At 66.2% G+C, this 22,521-nt stretch carries 21 protein-coding genes; 6 read left to right on the top strand and 15 right to left on the bottom strand.

Features of this window, described 5'->3' with window-relative positions:
* Positions 1-48: 48 nt before the first annotated feature.
* Positions 49-840, top strand: coding sequence for a YdcF family protein (locus tag ACIIOY_RS06990; protein ID WP_411033910.1), 792 nt, complete (start codon positions 49-51; stop codon positions 838-840).
* A 10-nt stretch (positions 841-850) separates the two neighbouring features.
* Here ACIIOY_RS06990 and ACIIOY_RS06985 read toward each other — a convergent pair whose 3' ends face one another.
* The gene (locus tag ACIIOY_RS06985) at positions 851-1,324 is read right to left on the bottom strand and encodes a hypothetical protein (RefSeq protein WP_411033909.1); all 474 of its coding nucleotides are present in this window, start codon (positions 1,322-1,324) and stop codon (positions 851-853) included.
* Between the two features lie 143 nt (positions 1,325-1,467).
* Between ACIIOY_RS06985 and ACIIOY_RS06980 the strand changes: the two genes are divergently transcribed.
* Entirely contained in the window at positions 1,468-2,103 is a 636-nt protein-coding gene (locus ACIIOY_RS06980) for a trimeric intracellular cation channel family protein (protein WP_411033908.1), read from the top strand.
* A gap of 7 nt (positions 2,104-2,110) precedes the next feature.
* Here the strand turns inward: ACIIOY_RS06980 and irrA are convergent, their stop codons facing one another.
* The gene (gene irrA / locus ACIIOY_RS06975) at positions 2,111-2,530 is read right to left on the bottom strand and encodes an iron response transcriptional regulator IrrA (protein WP_411033907.1); all 420 of its coding nucleotides are present in this window, start codon (positions 2,528-2,530) and stop codon (positions 2,111-2,113) included.
* Positions 2,531-2,843: 313 nt separating this feature from the next.
* Between irrA and fabA the strand changes: the two genes are divergently transcribed.
* Genes fabA through fabI form a run of 3 tightly spaced genes read left to right on the top strand, consistent with a single transcriptional unit; the run spans position 2,844 to position 5,445 of the window.
* Positions 2,844-3,359 carry a 3-hydroxyacyl-[acyl-carrier-protein] dehydratase FabA gene (fabA, locus tag ACIIOY_RS06970; protein WP_411033906.1) on the top strand — a complete coding sequence of 172 codons (516 nt, stop codon included), beginning with the start codon at positions 2,844-2,846 and terminating at the stop codon, positions 3,357-3,359.
* Between the two features lie 50 nt (positions 3,360-3,409).
* Positions 3,410-4,633 carry a beta-ketoacyl-ACP synthase I gene (gene fabB, locus ACIIOY_RS06965; RefSeq protein WP_411033905.1) on the top strand — a complete coding sequence of 408 codons (1,224 nt, stop codon included), beginning with the start codon at positions 3,410-3,412 and terminating at the stop codon, positions 4,631-4,633.
* A 5-nt stretch (positions 4,634-4,638) separates the two neighbouring features.
* A complete protein-coding gene (gene fabI, locus ACIIOY_RS06960; RefSeq protein ID WP_411033904.1) occupies positions 4,639-5,445 on the top strand; it encodes an enoyl-ACP reductase FabI in 807 nt (268 codons plus the stop codon).
* Positions 5,446-5,523: 78 nt separating this feature from the next.
* Here the strand turns inward: fabI and ACIIOY_RS06955 are convergent, their stop codons facing one another.
* From ACIIOY_RS06955 to rimP, 12 genes are all read right to left on the bottom strand, one after another.
* Positions 5,524-5,724, bottom strand: coding sequence for a hypothetical protein (locus ACIIOY_RS06955; RefSeq protein WP_411033903.1), 201 nt, complete (start codon positions 5,722-5,724; stop codon positions 5,524-5,526).
* A 128-nt stretch (positions 5,725-5,852) separates the two neighbouring features.
* Positions 5,853-6,869: a class I SAM-dependent methyltransferase gene (locus ACIIOY_RS06950; protein WP_411033902.1), complete on the bottom strand. Its 1,017-nt coding sequence runs from the start codon at positions 6,867-6,869 to the stop codon at positions 5,853-5,855.
* Between the two features lie 75 nt (positions 6,870-6,944).
* Entirely contained in the window at positions 6,945-9,089 is a 2,145-nt protein-coding gene (gene pnp, locus ACIIOY_RS06945) for a polyribonucleotide nucleotidyltransferase (protein ID WP_411033901.1), read from the bottom strand.
* 341 nt (positions 9,090-9,430) lie between these two features.
* Positions 9,431-9,700, bottom strand: a complete 270-nt coding sequence (rpsO, locus tag ACIIOY_RS06940; protein WP_411033900.1) for a 30S ribosomal protein S15 — start codon at positions 9,698-9,700, stop codon at positions 9,431-9,433.
* Positions 9,701-9,860: 160 nt separating this feature from the next.
* Entirely contained in the window at positions 9,861-10,193 is a 333-nt protein-coding gene (locus ACIIOY_RS06935) for an SH3 domain-containing protein (RefSeq protein ID WP_411033899.1), read from the bottom strand.
* A 46-nt stretch (positions 10,194-10,239) separates the two neighbouring features.
* Positions 10,240-11,925, bottom strand: coding sequence for a sensor histidine kinase (locus ACIIOY_RS06930; RefSeq protein WP_411033898.1), 1,686 nt, complete (start codon positions 11,923-11,925; stop codon positions 10,240-10,242).
* A 194-nt stretch (positions 11,926-12,119) separates the two neighbouring features.
* Positions 12,120-13,055 (bottom strand): tRNA pseudouridine(55) synthase TruB, encoded by a 936-nt coding sequence (gene truB, locus ACIIOY_RS06925; protein WP_411033897.1) that lies wholly within the window; start codon positions 13,053-13,055, stop codon positions 12,120-12,122.
* A 12-nt stretch (positions 13,056-13,067) separates the two neighbouring features.
* Positions 13,068-13,478 (bottom strand): 30S ribosome-binding factor RbfA, encoded by a 411-nt coding sequence (rbfA, locus tag ACIIOY_RS06920; protein ID WP_411033896.1) that lies wholly within the window; start codon positions 13,476-13,478, stop codon positions 13,068-13,070.
* Between the two features lie 72 nt (positions 13,479-13,550).
* Positions 13,551-16,199 carry a translation initiation factor IF-2 gene (gene infB / locus ACIIOY_RS06915; protein WP_411033895.1) on the bottom strand — a complete coding sequence of 883 codons (2,649 nt, stop codon included), beginning with the start codon at positions 16,197-16,199 and terminating at the stop codon, positions 13,551-13,553.
* A 104-nt stretch (positions 16,200-16,303) separates the two neighbouring features.
* Positions 16,304-16,957 carry an RNA-binding protein gene (locus ACIIOY_RS06910; RefSeq protein ID WP_411033990.1) on the bottom strand — a complete coding sequence of 218 codons (654 nt, stop codon included), beginning with the start codon at positions 16,955-16,957 and terminating at the stop codon, positions 16,304-16,306.
* A 22-nt stretch (positions 16,958-16,979) separates the two neighbouring features.
* Positions 16,980-18,578, bottom strand: a complete 1,599-nt coding sequence (nusA, locus tag ACIIOY_RS06905) for a transcription termination factor NusA (RefSeq protein ID WP_411033894.1) — start codon at positions 18,576-18,578, stop codon at positions 16,980-16,982.
* A 132-nt stretch (positions 18,579-18,710) separates the two neighbouring features.
* Positions 18,711-19,319, bottom strand: a complete 609-nt coding sequence (gene rimP / locus ACIIOY_RS06900; protein ID WP_411033893.1) for a ribosome maturation factor RimP — start codon at positions 19,317-19,319, stop codon at positions 18,711-18,713.
* Positions 19,320-19,577: 258 nt separating this feature from the next.
* Here rimP and ACIIOY_RS06895 point away from each other — a divergent pair, with 258 nt between their 5' ends.
* A complete protein-coding gene (locus ACIIOY_RS06895) occupies positions 19,578-21,206 on the top strand; it encodes an MFS transporter (protein WP_411033892.1) in 1,629 nt (542 codons plus the stop codon).
* A gap of 48 nt (positions 21,207-21,254) precedes the next feature.
* Here ACIIOY_RS06895 and ACIIOY_RS06890 read toward each other — a convergent pair whose 3' ends face one another.
* Positions 21,255-22,502 (bottom strand): lytic murein transglycosylase, encoded by a 1,248-nt coding sequence (locus ACIIOY_RS06890; protein WP_411033989.1) that lies wholly within the window; start codon positions 22,500-22,502, stop codon positions 21,255-21,257.
* Positions 22,503-22,521: the final 19 nt, after the last annotated feature.

Genomic DNA, 22,521 nt, shown 5'->3' with positions numbered 1-22,521 from the left:
GGCCCGGCGCCCGCACGGGCGTGACGACAGGATAAGGATGAGCGACGCGTGACCTTCTATATCTCGAAGATTTTCTGGCTTCTCGCCCAGCCGCTCTCGCTCGCCCTCCTTTTTCTCCTCGCCGGCCTCATCGCCGGCCTGCTGCGCTGGAACCGCCTCAGGACCTGGGCGAGCGTGACCTCCGCGCTCGTGCTCTTCCTGACGCTGTTCACCTCGACCGGCGCCGTGCTGCTGCAGGTCTTGGAAGACCGCATCGCCCGCGCCGAGCTTCCCGCCGGCGGGCCGGCCTGCATCATCACGCTCGGCGGCGGGTTCGAATCGGAGGTCGTCGCGGCGCGCGGCGGCTTCGAGATGACCCAGGCCGGCGACCGCTTCGTCGAGACCCTGCGCCTCGCGCAGCAGTTTCCGCAGGCCCGCATCCTGATCTCCGGCGGCGACGGCTCGCTGAGCGGTGCCTACAAGGGCGACGCGGTCGTCGGAGCGCGCTTCCTCGAGGCTTTCGGCGTTCCCGCCACGCGGCTGATCCGCGAAACGGAATCGCGCGACACGTTCGAGAATGCAGGAAACACACAGGCGCTTCTTGCGGCAAACGGTCTCGAACGCTGCCTGCTGGTGACCTCGGCGTTCCACATGCCGCGCTCGGTCGGCCTCTTCCGCAAGCTCGGCCTCGACGTGCTGCCCTGGCCGACGGACTACCGCACGACCAGCCGCGCGAGCCTTGCGCTCGACCTCACCCAGCCCTCCACGAACAGCCAGCTGATGACGACGGCGCTCCGGGAATGGACGGGGCTCCTGTTCTACTACCTGGCAGGCCGGACGCACGCCCTCTTCCCGCAATAGCGGGCAGATGTCATTTCCTGGAAATCGTCTCGAAGCGGGCACCGCGCACGCGGATCGTCATCGTGCAGTATTCGTCGTCGTCGCGTCCGCAGCTTGCGGCATTGGCCTTCAGTTCCAGCACCATGTTGCCGAAGCGCTTCTTCATGCCGTAGCCGTAAAGATCGGCATTCGCGGCGAGGAAATAGCCGCCCTCGGCCACCCGGATGTAGAATTCGTGCGGGCAGCCGACATTGCCGCACAGGCCGCCGGGCACGCCGTCGCAATTGACCGCGCCGAGATTGAAGATCGCATCGACGAGGCGGTCGTTGTTGAAATCGACATTGTCGGCAAAATCCTCGCCGTAGATCGCCGTCTTGCAGCGCTTCGCCACCTGCGCCTGAACGGTCGCCAGCGCATCCGGCACGATCTCCGCGGCCCGGGCGGGCAGCGCGGTCGAAACGAGGACAACGGAGAGGAGCGCGCGGAAACTCATGCGGATGGCCATCTCTCAAACCTTTCCATGGCAAGCGATTCGGTCATTATGCGGCCGGGGCGGCGAGCGGCATGATTCTGCCGGCGCGCGCATTCTACCGCGGCAAAGCTGTCGCGAGGCTTGGCCCGCAAGGGCCCCGTGAGGGAGGGAAACGCGTGTCGATCCTGGAACTGCTCGACTATACGGGCGTTGCGGTCTTCGCCGCGACCGGCGCGCTTTCGGCCTCGCGCAAGCAGCTCGACATCATCGGCTTCCTGTTCCTGGCCGCCGCGACGGGCATCGGCGGCGGCACGTTCCGCGACGTCATCCTCGGCGCGACGCCCGTCTTCTGGGTCGTGAACCCGACCTATCTCATCGTCTGCGTGGCGGTCGCGCTCGTCGTCTTCGTGCTCGCCCACCGCATCGAATCCCGCTACCGCCTGCTTCTCTGGCTCGATGCCATGGGGGTTTCGGCCTATTGCGTGATGGGAGCGGCCAAGGGCTTCGCCGCGACGGGCTCGCCGACCGTCGCCATAACCACCGGCGTCCTCACGGCAAGCTTCGGCGGAATCATACGCGATCTTCTCGCAAACGAACCTTCCGTGCTGCTGCGGCCGGAAATCTACGTCACGGCGGCGCTCATCGGCGCGGCGGCCTTCACCGCCGCAACGGTCGCCGGCATACCGCTCTGGGCGGCGTCGGCCATCGGCATCGGCGCGGCTTTCGTCGTGCGCGGCGGGGCGTTGCGATTCGGATGGCGCTTTCCGGTCTACAGGCCGCGGCCGGGACGGCATCCCGACGACGTGATGTAACGAGGGCTCAGCCCTTGCGCGGCCTAAGGCGGATGATCACATCAACGTGAGCGATCTCCATGCCTTCCGGCGGCTCCGGCAGGTTGCCGATCGCGATGTTGCTCACCGGAATGTCGAGCACGTGGTTCTCGCCCTCGACGAAGAAGTGGTGATGGTCGGAGATGTTGGTGTCGAAATAGGTCTTGGAACCCTCGACCGCCAGAACGCGGATGAGGCCGGCTTCGGTGAACTGGTGCAGCGTGTTGTAGACGGTTGCAAGCGAAACCGGAACGCCGGCAGTGACGGCTTCCTCGTGCAGTTCCTCCACCGTCAGGTGGCGATCGCCCTTGGCGAACAGAAGGTCGGCGAGTGCCACGCGCTGGCGCGTCGGGCGCAGGCCGGAATGGCGCAGGCGCTCTTCGATGGGCATCTCGTGTGCATGCGTCATGGGCGACGGATCCGCTTGTCTGGCCTTGAACAACAATCTTGAGCTTTCGATATAACTTTAGCGCTGCCGGGATTCAATAGGATTGCGGCAGTCCAAAGGCGTACAACATGCGGAAAACCGGGGCCTTGGGCCCTCCCACACCAATTTGCACTGGCTGTCACCGCGAGCATCATGTATGCGGACTGCTGAATTAACGTCTCGCCCGTGCCGGGTGCGGCGACAAAGGGAGGAGGCCCGGGGTGCTTCAATTCACGCCTCGCCTCCTCTAAATCTAACGCGGCAAGCGTTGTTCAAGACCGGGATGAGACATTCGATGACGACCAGGCAATCCAGCTACAACTACGAGGAAATTCTGGCCTGCGGCCGCGGCGAGCTGTTCGGTCCCGGCAACGCCCAGCTTCCTCTGCCGCCGATGCTGATGGTCCACCGCATCACCGACATTTCCGAGACGGGCGGCGCCTTCGACAAGGGCTATATCCGCGCCGAATACGACGTGAAGCCGGACGACTGGTACTTTCCCTGTCATTTCCAGGGCAATCCGATCATGCCGGGGTGCCTCGGCCTCGACGGCATGTGGCAGCTCACCGGCTTCTTCCTCGGCTGGCTCGGCGAGCCCGGCCGCGGCATGGCGCTCTCCACCGGCGAGGTGAAGTTCAAGGGCATGGTCCGCCCGGAGACGAAGCTCCTCGAATACGGCATCGACTTCAAGCGCGTCATGCGCGGCCGCCTCGTGCTCGGCACGGCGGACGGCTGGCTGAAGGCCGACGGCGAGACCATCTACCAGGCGACCGACCTGCGCGTCGGCCTGTCGAAGGACAAGGAAGCCTGAGGGCGGCGCGCCGCCCTCAAAACGAGACGTTCCAGAAAAGGTCAGGAATTATGAGACGGGTTGTTGTCACGGGTCTGGGGATCGTATCCTCCATCGGGAACAATGCTGACGAGGTGACGGCGTCGCTGCGCGACGCGCGCTCGGGCATCAGCTTCTCGCAGGACTTCGCCGACCACGGCTTCAAGTGCCAGGTCTGGGGTTCGCCGGACATCGACACCACCGACCTGGTCGATCGCCGCGCGGCCCGCTTCCTCTCGCAGGGCGGCGCGTGGAACCACGTCGCCATGAAGCAGGCGATCGCCGATTCCGGCCTTGAGGAATCCGACTACTCGGCCAATCCGCGCGCAGGTATCATCATGGGGTCCGGCGGCCCTTCCACCCGCACGCTGATAGAGGCGGCCGAGATCACCATCAAGAACAACTCACCCAAGCGCATCGGCCCGTTCGCCGTGCCGAAGGCGATGTCATCCACGGCCTCGGCGACGCTCGCCACCTGGTTCAAGATCCACGGCGTCAACTACTCGATCTCGTCCGCCTGCTCCACCTCGGCGCACTGCATCGGCAACGCCGCCGAAATGATCCAGTGGGGCAAGCAGGACCTCATGTTCGCCGGCGGCCACGAGGACCTCGACTGGACCATGTCGAACCTCTTCGACGCCATGGGCGCCATGTCCTCCAAGTACAACGACACGCCCGCCACCGCCTCGCGCGCCTATGACGTCAGCCGCGACGGCTTCGTCATCGCCGGCGGCGCGGGCGTGCTGGTGCTCGAGGAACTGGAGCGCGCCAAGGCCCGCGGCGCCAAGATCTACGCGGAAATCGTCGGCTACGGCGCGACCTCGGACGGCTACGACATGGTCGCCCCGTCCGGCGAAGGCGCGATCCGCTGCATGCGCCAGGCGCTTTCCACGGTGAAGGGCGACGTCGACTACATCAACACGCACGGCACCTCGACGCCCGTCGGCGACTCCAAGGAGATCGGCGCGATCCGCGAGGTCTTCGGCGAGAAGATCCCGCACATCCAGTCGACCAAGTCGCTGACCGGCCATTCGCTGGGCGCGGCCGGCGTGCAGGAATCGATCTACGGCCTCCTGATGATGCAGGCGGGCTTCATCGGCGAGAGCGCCCACATCACCGAGCTCGACCCTGAATTCGAAGGCGTTCCGATCGTGCGCAAGCGCATCGACAACGCCAAGATCGACACGGTTCTGTCCAATTCCTTCGGCTTCGGCGGCACGAACGCCACGCTGGTCTTCCAGCGCTACAACGGATGACACGCATGACGGGGATCATGAACGGCAAGCGCGGCCTCATCATGGGGGTCGCGAACAATCACTCCATCGCCTGGGGCATCGCCCAGAAACTCGCCGGTGCCGGCGCGGACCTCGCCTTCACCTACCAGGGCGAGGCGCTCGGCAAGCGCGTGAAGCCGCTGGCCGCCGAACTCGGCTCCGACTTCATCCTGCCCTGCGACGTGGAGGACATCGCCTCGGTCGATGCCACGATCGCGACGATCAAGGAAAGGTGGGGCACGCTCGATTTCGTCGTGCACGCCATCGGCTTCTCCGACAAGAACGAGCTGAAGGGCCTTTACGCCAACACCTCGCGCGAGAACTTCTCCCGCACGATGATCATCTCCTGCTTCTCCTTCACGGAGATCGCCAAGCGCGCGGCGGACCTGATGGCGGACGGCGGTGCGCTGCTGACGCTCACCTATGGCGGCTCGGTGCGCATCATGCCGAACTACAACGTCATGGGCGTCGCAAAGGCCGCGCTCGAAGCGTCCGTGCGCTATCTCGCCGGCGACTACGGCCCGCGCGGCATCCGCGTCAATGCGATCTCGGCCGGCCCGATCCGCACGCTGGCCGGCGCCGGCATCTCGGATGCGCGCGCCATGCTCTCCTGGCAGCAGAAGAACGCGCCGCTGCGCCGCACCGTCACCATCGAGGATGTCGGCAATTCGGCGCTCTACCTGCTCTCGGACCTTTCGAGCGGCGTCACCGGCGAAATCCACTACGTGGATGCCGGCTACAACATCACGTCCATGCCGACGCTCGAACGGCTGCGGAACGCCGACAGCGAGTAAATCGGCAAAAGCCCTCTTGCCGTGCCCTTCTCCTCCCTTTGCGGGAGAAGGACACGGCGGGGTAATGAGGCAATTTCCCTACAGCAATGCCAGAACGAGGAGCAACGCCGCCACCGCCGCCGCGACGGCGATGAGAAGGGCGCGCACCCGCGCATTCATCTCGAGCGGCTTGCCATCCGCGCCGCGTCTCAAGAAGGCAAGCGGCACCTCGGACGTCGGCGTATGCCCCTCCGCTTCCTTGACGTCCTTTGCGATGACTTCCGCCACGTCTTCCATCATCGGCGGTCTTGCAGGTCCAAAAGCCATTGCGGGTCTCCTGAACGAGAACGATCCGGTGATCGTGGACCCGTTTCAGGAAAATGGCAATGCGGTGCGGCAATGTGCCGGTGAGGCGGGCGGAAAACCTGTCAGCGCCTGCCCCAGAGAACCTTGAAACGGGCGTTGCGGCAGAGCTCGCCGCTCTCCTTGAACGCTTCCTTCAGCACCGGCTCGTAGGGCAGGCCCCGGTTGGCGACCATCAGCAGGCGGCCTCCGGCCTTCAGCGATCTTGCCGCCATGCGGATCATGCCCGCGCCGAGCGAGTGGTCGGCTGCGTGTCCTTCGTGGAACGGCGGGTTCATGACGATGAGGTCGTAGTGGTCGCGCGGCGTCTCGGCGGTGAGATCGAACCAGTAATAGCGTGCCGGGATGTCCGGGCAGTTCTCCGCCATGTTCTCCTTGGCGGCCTCCAGCGCCTCGTAATGCGCCTCGAAGAGGTCGATGCCCTTCACCTGCGGCGCGCGGCCGCCGAGCATGACCGAAAGATAGCCCCAGCCCGCGCCGAAATCGGCGGCATGGCCGTGGAAATCCTCCGGGATGCGGGTGGCGAGGAGTTCGGAGCCCTCGTCGATCCGGTCATGCGAGAACATGCCCGGTGCGGCGGTGAAGCGGCCGACGATGCGCACCGGCTTCGCCGCGAGCTTGGCGATAGCCCCGGCCGGGTCTTCCGGACGGGCGAACCAGATGGCAAGGCCATGATACTTCGGCATGGAACCGCCGGTGAGGCCGAGCTGGTCGAGGCGCTTGCGCATGGACTGCACGCCGTCCTCCTTGCCGCCCGCGACGACGATGAGGCCGCCCGTGCGCACGCGGCGCAACGCCTCGGCGATGCGGTTCTCGTTCTCGCCCTTGTGCTTGGTCATCAGGATGAGCGCGCCGTCGAAATCCTCGCCCTCGACGACCGGCCTTACCGGAGCGCGCGCGGCTTCCAGCCCGCGATAGAGCGAGCGCAGCGGCTGCACGGCCTCGATCGCCGCGTCGAAGCCTTCCGGCGGCCGGTGGCCGGCTTCCGCTCCGAGAAAGAGATAACGCTCCCCTTCGCCGGGCAGGCCGAGCGCGCTGGAGGCAAAGGGGTGGAACAGGGTCTTGAGGGCGTCGCGGGTCATGACTGGTTTCCGGTGTCCAAAAGAAAGGGGCGCGGAACATGCCGCTCCGCGCCCCTTCGATACGTAAGTACTTACTTATTCTGCAGCTTCGCCGTCGCCCTTCTTGTCGGCGGCGATTTCCTTGCCGGTCGCCTGGTCGACGACCTTCATGGACAGGCGCACCTTGCCGCGCTCGTCGAAGCCCATCAGCTTGACCCAAACCTTGTCGCCTTCCTTGACGACGTCGGAGGTCTTGGCGACGCGCTCCTGGGCGAGCTGCGAGATGTGCACGAGGCCGTCGCGCGGGCCGAAGAAGTTGACGAAGGCGCCGAAGTCGGCGGTCTTGACGACCGTGCCCTCGTAGATCTGGCCGACTTCCGGTTCCGCGACGATGGAGTGGATCCACTTGCGGGCGGCTTCGATCTCCTTCGCGGACGAGGAGGCGATCTTGATCGTGCCGTCGTCTTCGATGTTGATCTTCGCGCCGGTCTTCTCGACGATCTCGCGGATGACCTTGCCGCCGGTGCCGATGACTTCACGGATCTTGTCGACCGGGATGTTCATGACTTCGATGCGCGGAGCGAATTCGCCGAGGTGGCCGCGGCTTTCGGAGATGGCCTTGGCCATCTCGCCGAGGATGTGCAGGCGGCCGCCCTTGGCCTGATCCAGCGCGACCTTCATGATCTCTTCGGTGATGCCGTCGATCTTGATGTCCATCTGCAGCGAGGTGATGCCGGCGTCCGTGCCCGCGACCTTGAAGTCCATGTCGCCGAGGTGGTCCTCGTCACCCAGGATGTCGGAGAGAACGGCGAAGCGTTCGTCTTCCTTGATCAGGCCCATGGCGATACCGGCGACCGGCTTTGCCAGCGGCACGCCGGCGTCCATGAGGGCGAGCGAGGTGCCGCAGACGGTGGCCATGGAGGACGAACCGTTGGACTCGGTGATCTCCGAGACGACGCGCAGCGTATAGGGGAACTGCTCCGCCGTCGGCAGCATCGGACGGATGGCGCGCCAGGCGAGCTTGCCGTGGCCGATCTCGCGGCGGCCCGGGGAGCCCATGCGGCCCGTTTCACCGACCGAATAGGGCGGGAAGTTGTAGTGGAGCATGAAGCGCTCCTTGTACATGCCGGTCAGGCTGTCGACGAACTGCTCGTCTTCGCCGGTGCCCAGCGTGGCGACGACGATCGCCTGCGTCTCGCCGCGGGTGAAGAGGGCGGAACCGTGCGTGCGCGGCAGCAGGCCGACTTCGGCGACGATCGGACGAACCGTTTCAAGGTCGCGGCCGTCGATGCGGCTCTTGGTGTCGAGGATGTTCCAGCGGACGATCTTGGCCTGCAGGTGCTTGAAGACCGCGGCGATCTCCTCGGGGGTGTACTGCGGGTTTTCCACGCCTTCCGGCAGGAAATGCGCCTTGACCTTGGTCTTCACCGCGTCGACGGCGGCGTAACGCTCGGCCTTCTGCGTGATCTTATAGGCGGCGCGCAGTTCGGCCTCGGCAAGGCCGAGCATCTCGGTCTCGAGCGCGGAGAAGTCTTCCGGCTGGAAGTCGCGCGGTTCCTTCGCGGCGACTTCGGCGAGCTTGATGATCGCGTCGATAACCGGCTGGAAACCCTTCTGGCCGAAGACGACGGCGCCGAGCATGACGTCTTCCGGCAGTTCCTTGGCCTCGGACTCGACCATGAGCACGGCTTCCTGCGTGCCGGCCACGACGAGGTCCAGGCTCGATTCGTCCATCTCGTCGAGATGCGGATTGAGGACGTATTCACCGTTGATGTAGCCGACGCGCGCGCCGCCGATCGGGCCCATGAACGGGACGCCGGAAAGGGTGAGCGCTGCGGAAGCGGCGACCATCGACAGGATGTCCGGGTTGTTCTCGAGGTCGTGCTGGATGACGGTGACGACGACCTGCGTGTCGTTCTTGTAGCCTTCCGGGAAGAGCGGGCGGATCGGGCGGTCGATCAGGCGGGAGACGAGGGTCTCGTTCTCGCTCGGGCGGCCTTCGCGCTTGAAGTAGCCACCCGGGATCTTGCCGGCGGCGTAGGTCTTTTCCTGGTAGTTGACGGTGAGCGGGAAGAAATCCTGGCCCGGCTTCGGCGCCTTGGCCGAAACGACGGTGGCGAGAACGACGGTCTCGCCGTAGGTGGCGAGAACAGCGCCGTCAGCCTGACGGGCGATCTTGCCGGTTTCCAGCTTGAGCGGGCGGCCCGCCCATTCGATTTCGACCGTATGGGTATCGAACATATGTCTTGTCCTTCTTGGCGGATACGCGCACCGCCGCCGGAAGGCGCAGGTGGTCTATCCGCGTTCGTGACGCATCATGGGCAAGACAACGGGAGGCTTCAGGAAGGTGGCTCGCGATCCTGGCGGGCGGTTCGCCCGGCCGACGACAGGCGCGCGCCTGAAGCATCCTGCAATCCTGCCCCATGACAGGTCATCGGTTGGTTCCGCAGGACCGGCCCATCCGGCCTGCTGGAAATCCGTTTCGCGAGGCGGTCGCAACCGGCACATGCGAAACGTCTGGCGGAGCTTCTGCTCCGCGAAAGAAAGCGGCGGGCGCCCGCAAGGAACGCCCGCCGAAGTGGTTAGCGGCGAATGCCCAGCGAAGCGATCAGCTTCGTGTAGCGGGCTTCGTCCTTCTTCTTGAGATAGTCAAGAAGCGAGCGGCGGCTGGAGACCAGCGTCAGAAGGCCACGACGGGAGTGGTTGTCCTTCTTGTGGTCCTTGAAGTGGCCGGTCAGGTTGTTGATACGCTCGGTCAGGATCGCGACCTGAACTTCCGGAGAACCGGTATCGCCTTCCTTGGTGGCGTATTCCTTGATCAGCGCAGCCTTGCGCTCAGCAGTGATCGACATCGTATGTCCTTTCATGAATGGAGAACCGGTGTCGCCAAAAGCCGGGATGTCGTCCAGCGATGGCCGTGAAGGCAAGCGGGCAGACCCGCATTGCTGGCGGTGCCTATAAACCATTCGCTGCCGAAATGGAAGGGCCGTGATGAATGACAGAAAGGGCCGCCTAGCGCCGGTCCGCGGGCTGGCCCGGCGCCGCGTCGCGCGTGCCGCCCGCCTGCTTGCAGACGACATAGGCGCCGAAGACCCACCCCAGCCGCTCGCCTTCCCGCGAAACGAAAAGCCAGCGCTTCGTGCCGGTCTTCATCTCATCGACCACCTCGACCCGCGTGCCGTTCCGAAGCGTCGTCAGGACCGCTCCGTTCGGCGCGGAGCGCACGTTGAGCGGCGTGCCCGTCGGGTCGTCGATGAGGCATTCGCCGGCAGCGAGGGCGGGCAGAGCGGCAAAGGCGCTCGGAAGGAGGGCCAGGATCGCGGCCGCATGCCGATTGAACGTCATGAAATGCACCTGTCGCGATACGCGTGTCCGGAAAGAGCCGGCGCCGTCACTGCGCGGCACCCGGCTGATGGGCCTCCTCGTCGCGCAGCCGGGCGAGCGGGATCGTCACCCGCCACTCGATCCCGTCGTCATGCACGATGAAATCCAGCTTGGCATCGAGCGCCATCCCGAGCATGCGCTCCAGCACCACGCTGCCGAAGCCCTTGCGGCTTGCGGCGATGGCGTCCTTGTCGATCGTCGCCCGGCTTTCGCGCCAGACGAGGTTCAGGTTCTCGCCAGACGTCACCCAGCTCAGCGAGACGACGCCGGTCTCGTTGGCGAGCGCGCCGTATTTCGTGGCGTTGGTCGACAGTTCGTGCAGCGCCATGCCGAGCGTCTGCGAGGCCTGCGGGTCGAGCAGCACGGCCGGACCGGCAATGCGCACGCGCGTCGCGTCGTCCGGCGTGAAGGGTTTCAATTGGTTCCTGGCGAGCTCCGCAAGGTTCACGCCCTGCGTCGCATTGGCGATCATCAGGTCCGTCGAGCGGGCAAGGCCGGCGACGCGCTTGCGGAACGTTTCGGCGAACTCGCTGGCATTCTCCGCGCCCGCCGCCGACTGGTTGAGCATGGCCTGGATGACGGTGAGCTGGTTCTTCGAGCGGTGTGCCACCTCGCGCATCAGGAAGCGCACCTCGTTTTCCGATTTCACGCGCGCATCCGCCGCCTCGGCAAGCGCCCGGGATACGGTCTCCAGTTCGGATATGGCATAGGGACGCGGCGCGACCCGCTCGCCCTGGCCGAGGCGGCGCGCGTCATGGGCGAGCAGCCGCACGTCGCGCGAGAGCACGCGGGCGATGCCGACCGCGCTGACGGCGGCAAGCAGCGCGAAGACCGCGCCGCCGATCGTCAGCCACAGGAAGGAGGAGACGGCCGGGGCCTGCACATCCGACGACTTCGCCCAGGCGATCATGCGCCAGCCGGCAAGCGAGGAGAATTCGGTCACGACCTGATAATTGACGCCCTCGTGCCGCATCGCGCTGACGCCGAGGCGAAGCGCCGGCACGACGCGCAGGAAGAAGGGTTCGCCCGTCTTCTGGTTCTCGTCCGTCGAGACGATGACCGCACCCTCGGTGTCGAGCACCGCCGCATTCCAGCCGGGCGAAAGAATATCCGGGTTGACCGCCCGCCGAAGCGCCTCCGCGTTCTTCGTGAGCGTCAGCAGCACGTGCTGGCCATTGGCAAGGCGCATCGGCAGGTAGACGTTGAACACCCATTGCCGCGCGGTCCTGCCGAAGAAGAGGTTGGAGACCATGCGTTCGCCCCGCGCGAGCGCGAGGCCGGCGGAGACGGGCTCCGAGGCGGTATTGAGCGGCGTGCCGTAGGGCACCCGCGTGTTGAGCAGCTGGCGCATCGTCTGGTCGATGACGATGAAATAGATGTCCGTGCCCTCCAGCGCCTTCGTCGCCTGTCCATGCAGCGCCGCATAGTCGCCCTTCTGCAGGCTGTCGGAGGTCGACAGGAAGTTGAGCGTCGAGAACATGCCGGAGATTTCGCGCTCGACGGCGCGGTTGACGGCCCCCGTGGACGTGCGCAGCAGCGATTCGAAGATGCGCTCCTGCGCCTCGTTGGTGCGCTTCAGCACGACGATCGAGAAAAGGAAGGCGGGGATGACGATGACGAGGATGAGGCAGACGAGGTAGAAAACGACCGGATGATTCATGCGCCGGCGGGCCTGACCGGGGCTCGCCCCCATATCCGCATCCCCGGCGGATACCGTTCGGTCACTCGGCATGATTGTCAACGGCCAGCCCTTTCCACCCTTCGCACGGAGGCGGCCGCGACGGCCATGCGCCGCCCGGCCCGTCCTCGAACGAACCTCGCCGGCACATAAAGCCTGCAGCTTGTGGTGAAATCAAGTCGGCAGCGATTGGTTCCGCCCCGGGATGGTCAGCCTGCGAAGACCCGCTTCGGGCGGAATTCCCCGCCGCCGATCTCGCCGATGGCGACCAGCTTGCCGCGCGCCGTGGCATAGGCCTCGTCGGCCGCGACCGGGGCGTCGCGGCCGCGCAGGATGATCGGATTGCCCATGCGCAGCCGGTGCGCCTGGTCGTCGTTGACGACGATCTGCGGCAGGCTGGAAAGCGCTTCGCCCGTATCGATCAGGAACGCGTCGAGCGCCGCCAGCCGCTCGGCATCGTCCTCGATCGTCTCCAGCGCCGTCAGGTCGGCGAGCGGTACCATGTCGTCCTCGCCGAAGGGCGCGACGAAGGTGCGCCGCAGCGCCGAGACATGGCCGTAGCAGCCGAGCTCGCGCCCGAAGTCGCGGGCGAGCGCGCGCACATAGGTGCCCTTGCCGCATTCGACCTCGAACCGGGCCGTGTTCTCGTCCGGACAGCCGATCAGCGTGAGGCGATGGATCTCCACCTCGCGCGAAGGGATTTCCACCGTCTCGCCGTCGCGGGCGAGGTCGTAGGCGCGCTCGCCGTCGATCTTGATGGCGGAGAACTGCGGCGGGACCTGCCGGATGACGCCGGTATAGCCGCCGAGGATCGCCTCGATCGCGCCCTCGGACGGGCGCTCCTGCGAGGTGCGCGTCACTTCGCCCTCGAGGTCGTCCGTCGAGCGTTCCTCGCCCCAGGTCACGGTGAATTCGTAGATCTTCCGGCCGTCCATGACATAGGGAACGGTCTTGGTGGCATCGCCCAGCGCGATCGGCAGCATGCCGGAAGCGAGCGGGTCGAGCGTGCCGGCATGGCCGGCCTTCTGCGCCTTGAACAGCCACTTGATCTTGGAGACGGCCTCGGTCGAGCCGAAATCGAACGGCTTGTCGAGGATCAGCCAGCCGGAAACCGGCCGGCCCTTGGGTTTGCGTGGCTTGGACATCGTTATCCCGGATTATTGCTTATCGTCGCCGTCTTCGGCGGAAAGATCGCGGGCGACTTCCGGCGAACGCAGGAGATCGTCGATCTTCTTGTAGTTGTCGAAGCTCGTGTCGTCGCGGAAGCGCACGTCCGGCATATACTTCATCTGGCGCAGCTGCGGGCCGAGACGGCCGCGGATGAACTTCGCGTTGCGGTTCAGCGCCTCGATCACCGCGTCATGGTCCTTGACGCCGAGCGGCGTCACATAGGCCGTCGCGTGCTTCAGGTCCGGCGACATGCGCACTTCCGAAATCGAGATCACGGTCTTTTCGAGAAGCGGGTCGCGCACCTCGCCGCGCTGGAGGACCTGGGTGATGGCCGCGCGCACCTGCTCGCCCACGCGCAGCATGCGTTGCGACGGCGCCGAGGATGTTGCTTTGGTCATGGTCGTCACCTTCAAAAAAATGCGAGCGCCGAAACGGTCCGGCGCTCGCATGATACTCTTTCCGCCGGACGCTTACAGCGTACGCGTGACATGCTCCACGCGGAAGCATTCGATCTGGTCGCCTGCGCGGATGTCCTCGTAGTTCTCGAAGGCCATGCCGCATTCCTGGCCGACATTGACTTCCGCGACCTCGTCCTTGAAGCGCTTGAGCGTCTTGAGCTTGCCTTCGTGGACGACGACGTTGTCGCGCACGAGGCGGACGCCCGCGCCGCGCTCGACCTTGCCTTCCGTGACGCGGCAACCGGCGACCTTGCCGACCTTCGTGATGTTGAACACCTCGAGGATCTCGGCATAGCCGAGGAAGGTTTCGCGGCGCTCCGGCGAGAGCAGGCCCGACATGGCCGCCTTCACGTCATCCACCAGGTCGTAGATGATGTTGTAGTAGCGGATCTCGATGCCCTGGCGCTCGGCGAGGCTGCGGGCCTGTGCGTTCGCACGGACGTTGAAGCCGATGATCGCGGCGTTGGACGCTTCGGCGAGCGAAATGTCCGACTCGGTGATGGCGCCGGCGCCCGAATGCACGATGCGCACCCGGACCTCGTCCGTGCCGAGCTTTTCCAGCGCGCCGGCAATGGCTTCGATCGAGCCCTGCACGTCGCCCTTGATGAGCAGCGGGAACTCCTTGAGGCCGGAGCTCTGGAGCTGGGTCATCATCTGCTCGAGCGAGCCGCGCGAACCCGTCTGGCGGGCGACGGCCTTCTCGCGGGCGAGGCGCTGGCGGTATTCCGAGATCTCGCGGGCGCGGCTCTCGTTTTCGACCACCGCGAACTTGTCGCCGGCGGCCGGCGTGCCGGAAAGACCCAGCACCTCGACCGGCATGGAGGGCCCTGCTTCCTTGACATGCTCGCCCTTGTCGTTGACGAGGGCGCGCACGCGGCCCCACTGGTCGCCGGCCACGATGATCTGGCCGGGCCTCAACGTGCCCGTCTGCACCAGAACGGTGGCGACGGCGCCGCGGCCGCGGTCGAGCTGGGCTTCGACGACGACGCCTTCCGCGGTGCGGTTCGGGTTCGCCTTGAGGTCGAGGATTTCGGCCTGCAGCAGGATCGCTTCGAGCAGCTTGTCGAGGTTCGTGCCGTTCTTGGCCGAGACTTCGACGTCCAGCGTCTCGCCGCCCATGGATTCGACGAAGACCTCGTGCTGGAGGAGCTCTGTGCGGACCTTCTGGGCATTGGCGGTCGGCTTGTCGATCTTGTTGATCGCCACGATGATCGGCACGCCGGCCGCCTTGGCGTGGTTGATGGACTCGATCGTCTGCGGCATCACGCTGTCGTCGGCCGCAACCACGAGGATCGCGATGTCCGTCGCCTGCGCACCGCGGGCACGCATGGCGGTGAACGCGGCGTGGCCGGGCGTGTCGATGAAGGTGATCTTGTGGCCGTTCTGCTCGACCTGGTACGCGCCGATATGCTGCGTGATGCCGCCGGCTTCGCCAGCGACCACGTTGGCATGACGGATGGCGTCGAGCAGCGAGGTCTTGCCGTGGTCGACGTGGCCCATGATGGTCACGATCGGCGGACGCGGCTGCAGATCGCCCTCGTCGTCGGCGACGTTGAAGATGCCTTCTTCGACGTCGGATTCGGAGACGCGCTTGACGGTATGGCCGAATTCACCGGCGATGAGCTCGGCCAGGTCGGCGTCGATCAGATCGCCGGGCTTCATCATCTGGCCTTCCTTCATCAGGTACTTGATGACGTCCACGGCGCGTTCGGACATGCGCTGCGACAGTTCCTGGATGGTGATGGTCTCCGGCAGGACGACTTCACGCGAAATCTTCTCGCGCGTTTCCTGCATCATGGAGCGCTTGAACTTCTCCTGGCGGCGGCGCATGGCCGAGAGCGAGCGGCCGCGCTGTGAGCCGTCCTCGTCGGTCGCGGCGGTCGTCAGCGTCAGCTTGCCCTGGCGGCGGCCTTCGTCGCCCTTCGGGCGGGCCGGAGCCTTGGCCGGTTCCGGCCGCTTGACGCCGGGACGGTTCGCCGGGGCACCGCCACGCGGGCGTGCCTCGTCTTCGTCGTCGGCATCGCGGCGGCCGCGGCCGGCGACGACGGAAGCGGGTGCGGAAACCGGCGCGCGGCCCGGCTGCGGGCGAGCGTCTGCGGCCGGCACGGCGGCGGGCTTTGCCACCGGCTGCGCGGCAACCGCTTCCTCGGCGGCCGAAGCCGGCGCGGCAGCCTCGACGGCGCGGCGTTCGGCCTCTTCCTTCTCGCGGCGCAGGCGCTCTTCCGCCTCGGCCTTTTGGCGGGCTTCCTCTTCCACCTTGCGGCGGGCCTCGTCCTCGGCGCGCTGGCGCGCTTCGGCGGCGTCGCGGATCTGCGCTTCGGCAAGCGCGCGGCGACGGGCCTCGACCTCTTCGGCGGAGAGCTGGTTCAGGACGACGCCGACGCGCGGGCGGCTCTGCTCGGCCTGGGGGGCCGGACGCGAGGGCTGCGCGGGACGCGACTGCTGCGGCTCCGGCTGGCGCTGCACCGGGGTGACGGGCGTCACCGGCCGTTCGTCTTCCGGACGGTTGATGCGGCGCTTGCGGGTCTCGACCACGACGGCCTTCGTGCGGCCACGACCCATGTCCTGGCGCACGGTCCCCTGCTGAACCCCCGAAGGCTTCAGGGTCAGGGTCTTCTTGCCCGCCACGCTGATCGTCTTGTCGTCTTTGTTGTCGGTCATTCCGTTCCGTTCCTAAGATCAGGGCCGGATGCGTATCACCAGACCCTGTCGTTCAATTGTGTTCGTCCAATGCGATTTCGGCCGGCGAAAAGCCGGTGACCGCGTCATTGGTTTGGCTGGCCAGCGCCGCCATGTGCCCCCAACCGGGCGCCGCCCCGGTATTTTTCGAGCATGATTGCGCGCTTCACTACACCCTCACCCGCCTGCCCTGCAAGCGCTGCGGCATGGATAAAAGCATTCTGGCCCAAAAGGCCCTCCAATTCGCCCTCGGAGAAGAGCCTGAAGGAGGGTATTTCCGTTTCGTCTTCGGTGAGGAAGCTTGCAGCCTTCCTCGCCTGGTCGATCTTCCTGACGCCGTCCTCGGCCGCATCCGTCGCGTGGAACACGGCAAGGGCGGCCAATGCGCGCACCGCCTGGTCGACCTTGGTGGCGCCGGTGACGAACTGGCCGGCCTTGCGCGCCATGTTCATCATGCCGCCGAGCTGGGCCGCCAGAAGCCGGTCCACCTCGGCGCCGAGGTCGGGGCTCGCCTTGGCATCCGTCTTCAGCGCGCGGCCGAAGAGCTTCCTGGCGACCGCCTTGTCGACGATCGCCCGTTCGGCCTTCACCCAGCATCCACGTCCGGGAAGTTGGCGCTTGAGGTCCGGCACGACGCTGCCGTCCGGGCCCGCGACGAAACGGATGAGATCATCCGCATCGCCGCTTTCGCGCGTCACGATGCACATGCGGTCGTTCACGCCGTCGTCCTTTTTTGCCATAGCCAACGGCGTCTCCGACCGATCAGGCGTCCTGCTCGGCGCCTTCGACGGCCGGCTCTTCGGCGGCAAGGTCCTCTTCCGTGATCCAACCGGCCGCAAGGCGGGCCTGGACGATCATGGCTTCGGCCTCGGCGCGGGAGACCTCGAACTTCGAGAACAGACCCTCGAACTTCTTCGTCTCGCCGTCCTTGCGCTCGGTCCAGCCGACGAGGTCGTCCGCGGCGCAGCCGGCGAAGTCCTCGATCGTCTTGATGCCGTCCTCGCCGAGGGCGACGAGCATCTGGCCCGTCATGCCGTCGATCTGGCGCAGTTCGTCGGAAACGCCGAGTTCCTTGCGCTTGGCATCCATCTCGGCCTCGATGCGGTCGAGATATTCGCGGGCGCGGGTCTGGATCTCCTGGGCCGTGTCCTCGTCGAAACCGTCGATCGAGGAGATTTCGTCGAGATCGACATAGGCAAGCTCCTCGACGGCGGCGAAGCCTTCGGAAGCGAGGACCTGGCCGACCATCTCGTCAACGTCGAGCGCATCCATGAAGAGCGCGGTGCGCTCGTTGAATTCCTTCTGGCGGCGCTCGGACTCCTCGGCTTCCGTCAGGATGTCGATGTCCCAGCCGGTCAGCTGCGAGGCAAGGCGGACGTTCTGGCCGCGGCGGCCGATGGCGAGCGAGAGCTGCTCGTCCGGAACCACGACTTCGATGCGCTCGGCGTCCTCGTCGAGGACGACCTTGGCGACTTCCGCCGGCTGCAGGGCGTTGACGATGAAGGAGGCCGGGTCCTGCGACCACGGGATGATATCGATCTTCTCGCCCTGCAATTCGCCGACGACGGCCTGGACGCGCGAGCCGCGCATGCCGACGCAGGCGCCGACAGGGTCGATCGACGAATCGTTCGAGATGACGGCGATCTTGGCGCGCGAGCCCGGATCGCGGGCGACCGACTTGATCTGGATGATGCCGTCGTAGATTTCCGGCACTTCCATGGTGAAGAGCTTCACCATGAACTGCGGATGGGTGCGCGACAGGAAAATCTGCGGCCCGCGCTGCTCGCGGCGCACGTCGTAGACATAGGCGCGCACGCGGTCGCCGTAGCGCATGTTCTCGCGCGGGATCATCTCGTCGCGGCGGATGATGCCTTCGCCGCGGCCGAGGTCGACGATGACATTGCCGTATTCGACGCGCTTGACCGTGCCGTTGACGATCTCGCCGATACGGTCCTTGTATTCGTCGTACTGGCGGTCACGCTCGGCCTCGCGCACCTTCTGCACGATGACCTGCTTGGCGGACTGGGCGGCGATGCGGCCGAAATCCATCGGCGGCAGCGGATCGGCGATGAAGTCGCCGATCTTGGCGTCCGGGTTGCGGTCGCGCGCCAGTTCCAGCGGGATCTGGGTGGAATAGTCCTCCGCGTGCTCGACGACTTCCAGCAAGCGCTGGAGGCGGATCTCGCCGGTCTTGGAATTGATGTCGGCGCGGATGTTCGATTCCGTGCCGTAACGCGAGCGGGCCGCCTTCTGGATGGCGTCGGCCATCGCGGCAAGCACGATCTCGCGGTCGATGACCTTTTCACGGGCCACGGCATCCGCGATCTGCAGAAGCTCAAGCCGGTTCGCACTGACTGCCATTGTCTCAGGTCTCCATGGTCAAGCCGGGGCCTTGCCTCCGGCATCGGGGAGCGGGATGCCCGCTCCGGTTCCGTCCTCTCCGCTCCGCCCCGGACGGGGCAAACGCCCCAGGGACGAAACGCACTCGCAATCTTATTCGTCGTCTTCGCCGTTCTGGTTGGCGGCCTGCGCGGCCTTCGCCTTCTTGTCGGCGGTCAGCGCGTCGCGGATCAGGTCGTCGGTCAGGATCAGCTTGCCTTCGGCGAGCGCCGTGAACGGTATGACGACCACCGGCTCCTCGCCATAGGCCGGCTGGTCCCGCTCGAGCGTGAAGCCGTTCTCGTCGGCTGCCGTGATCTTGCCGCGGAAGCGCTTGCGCCCGTCGACGAGGATCGACGTCTCGCATTTCAGCAAGTGGCCGAGCCAGCGGGTGAAGTCCGACTTGCGGACCATCGGCCTGTCGATGCCGGGCGACGACACCTCGAGATGATACGCCTTGTCGATCGGATCCTCAACGTCGAGCACCGGCGAAACGGCCATGGAGACCTTCTCGCAGTCCTCCACCGTCATCGTGCCGTCCGGCCGCTCGCACATGATCTGCAGCGTCGCGCCGTTCTGCGCCGAAAGCCGGACGCGCACCAGCCGGTAGCCGATCTGCTCGATGGTCGGCTCGATGATGTCGGCGACACGCCGGTCGAGGCCGGTCTCGACGATCAGCCGCGGCTCGACGGCGGCGTTTTCTGCCTGGGTCGTGTCAGTCATGACATGCCCTCCCGGGATAGTCGTTATCATGCGCTCGATCGGGCCAATAAAAAAGAGCGGGTCCTCGCGGGCCCACTCTTCATCTGACGATCAAGAATTTGAGGCTGATATAGACGCTGTTCGCCGCAAATGCAAGATCGCTCCCGCAAACGGGCTGCGGTCCGTCATTTTCGCCTTCCGCGGCCACCTCCGGCTTGCCGCTTCCGCTTCATGGACTAGATTGCTACCCAATGCTGCATCGAGAATGAGTACCCCACCGTGCCGGACCGGAAATCCCCCCTCGCCCCCTTCAGAAACGAGACCTTCCGGCTGATCTGGGCGGCGAGCCTCATCTCCAATTTCGGCGGGCTCATCCAGGCGGTGGGCGCGGCCTGGATGATGGCCTCGATCTCCTCCTCGGCCAACATGGTGGCGCTGGTGCAGGCCTCCACCTCGCTGCCGATCATGCTCTTCTCCGTCGCTGCCGGCGCGCTCGCCGACAACTTCGACCGGCGCAAGCTGATGCTGACGGCCCAGTGTTTCATGCTGACGGTCGCCATCGCCCTGACGCTCTGTACCTGGTACGGCGTCATCACGCCCTGGCTGCTCCTGACCTTCACCTTCCTCATCGGCTGCGGCACGGCGCTCAACAATCCCGCCTGGCAGGCCTCCGTCGGCGACATGGTGCCGCGCGAGGACCTGCCCGCCGCCGTCTCGCTCAACAGCATGGGCTTCAACCTCACCCGCTCCGTCGGCCCCGCCATCGGCGGCGCGATCGTCGCGGCCGCCGGTGCGGCGGCGGCCTTCGCGGCCAACGCGCTCAGCTACTTCGCCCTTCTCTATGCGCTTTTCCGCTGGAAGCCGGACGTCTCGCCGAGCGCGCTTCCGCGCGAGGATTTCGGCCGCGCCATCTCGGCGGGCCTGCGCTACGTCTCCATGTCGCCGAACATCGGCAAGGTCCTGCTGCGCGGCTTCGCCTTCGGCCTTGCGACAAGCTCCATCCTGTCGCTGCTGCCGCTGATCGCGCGCGACCTCGTCCAGGGCGGACCGCTGACCTACGGCATCCTGCTCGGCTGCTTCGGCCTCGGCGCCATCGGCGGGGCGCTGATGAATGCAACGCTGCGCGAGAAATTCACCAGCGAGACCATCGCCCGCCTCGCCTTCGCCGGCTTTGCCGTGAGCGCGGCCGTTTCCGCCGTCAGCGCCTCCGCGCTCCTCACCGGCGCGGTGCTCTCGATCGCCGGCGCGTCCTGGGTGATGGCGCTCTCGCTCTTCAACACGACGGTGCAGCTCTCGACGCCGCGCTGGGTGGTGGCGCGGGCGCTCTCGCTCTACCAGACGACGACCTTCGGCGGCATCGCGGCGGGAAGCTGGATCTGGGGCACGACGGCGGACACGCACGGCGCGGAAGCCGCCCTGCTCGCCTCCGCCGTGGCGATGATCGCCGGCGCCGCGCTCGGCCTGCGCTTCACCCTGCCCGAATTGCAGAGCCTCAACGTCGATCCGCTCAACCGCTTCAGCGAGCCGGACCTGCCGCTGGACCTCAAACCGCGCAGCGGCCCCATCGTCGTGATGATCGACTACGAGATCGCGGAGAAGGACATTCGGGACTTCCTGGAGGCGATGACCGAGCGGCGGCGCATCCGCATCCGCGACGGCGCGGGCCAATGGGCGCTGATGCGCGACCTCGAAAACCCGACGATCTGGACCGAGACCTACCACGTGCCGACCTGGGTGGAATACATCCGCCACAACCAGCGCCGCACCCACGCGGACGCGGCCAACGGGGAGAAGCTGCGCCTCCTGCACCGCGGCGCCGAGCCGCCCCGCGTCCACCGGATGATCGAGCGGCAGACGATCATCCCGCACGAATACGAGCGCTTCAAGCAGCAGGTGGAAATCCACTAGCAATTCCAGCAAAAGCGGTTCTGCGTCCGGAATTGCGGTATTCAAAAATCAGCGGAGCTTGGCCTTCAGCGAGGCGTCCGGATAGCAGGTCGGCGCCAGCCCGTTCTTCGCCTGCCAGTCGCCGAGCGAGCGGCGCGTCTTGTAGCCCGGCAGGCCGTCGACCTTGCCGACGTCGTAGCCCTTGGCGACGAGCGCCTTCTGCATGGCGAGCACGTCCGAGCGCAGCATCTTGCCGACATCGCCCCATTTTCCCCGGAACGGCCCGCTGCCATAGGCGATGCGGTCGGCGAGATTGCCGATGAAGAGGGCGTAGAGGTCGGAGTTGTTGTATTCCTTGAGCACGTAGAAATTCGGCGTGACGATGAATTCCGGCCCGTGCGTGCCGGCCGGAACCAGCATCATGCCCGAGGCCCCCGCCTCGCCGGACGGAAAGGCCTTGCCGGAAACGCGCGTGATGCCGCTCGACGCCCAGGCGGAGATCGGCTTGGCGAGATCCGGCCCTTCCTGCGCGCAGGAGACGCCCGCCGGAATCGAGACTTCGTAGCCCCATGTGCGGCCCGCCTGCCAGCCCTTCTTCGCGAGGTAATTGGCGATCGAGGCGAGGCTGTCCGGCACCGAGCCCCAGATGTCGCGCACCCCGTCGCCGTCGAAGTCGACGGCATATTGCAGGAAGCTGGTCGGCATGAACTGCGGCTGGCCGAGCGCTCCCGCCCACGAGCCCTTCAAGTCGTCGACCGACCGGTCGCCGCCGTCGACGATGTGCAATGCTGCGATCAGCTCCTTGCGGAACATGTCCTTGCGCGTCGACATGAAGGCCTTGGTGGCGAGCACCTCCACCGCCGAATAGGGGATCTTGGCGCTGCCGAAGCCCGATTCACGGCCCCAGACGGCGACGACGATCTCGCCCGGCACGCCGAAGCGCTGCTCGATCCTGCGCAGGGTCGAGGCATGCGTCCTGGCGAGGCGGCTCCCCGTTCCCGCGAGGCCCTGCAAGCGCTTCTCGGAGAAGTAGGCGCCGGGCGAGGAGAATTCCGCCTGGCTCTGGGCCTGCTCCGTCTTCGGCTTCGAGCCGGGCGGCACGAGGTCGGGCAGGTCCCAGTTGAGCGTCACGCCCTGCATGGCCGCGCGGAAGGTCTTTTCGCTGATGCCGGTCTTCCGGGCGGACGGCCAGAGGTTGTCGTCGATCCAGGCGCGGAACATCCTTTCGACGTCGGCCCTGGAGGCGGCCTGGGCGGGGAGGGATGCGAAGAAGAGGGTCAATGCGAGGACGGTTGAGGGGAAGATGAAGCGCGTCAGCCACCGAAACATCATCAAA

The sequence above is a fragment of the Shinella agrisoli genome (assembly GCF_046557955.1).
In the GTDB taxonomy this organism is placed as follows: domain Bacteria; phylum Pseudomonadota; class Alphaproteobacteria; order Rhizobiales; family Rhizobiaceae; genus Shinella.
The sequence above is the reverse complement of the archived record's forward strand: the minus strand, read 5'-3'. Positions and strand labels throughout refer to the sequence as shown.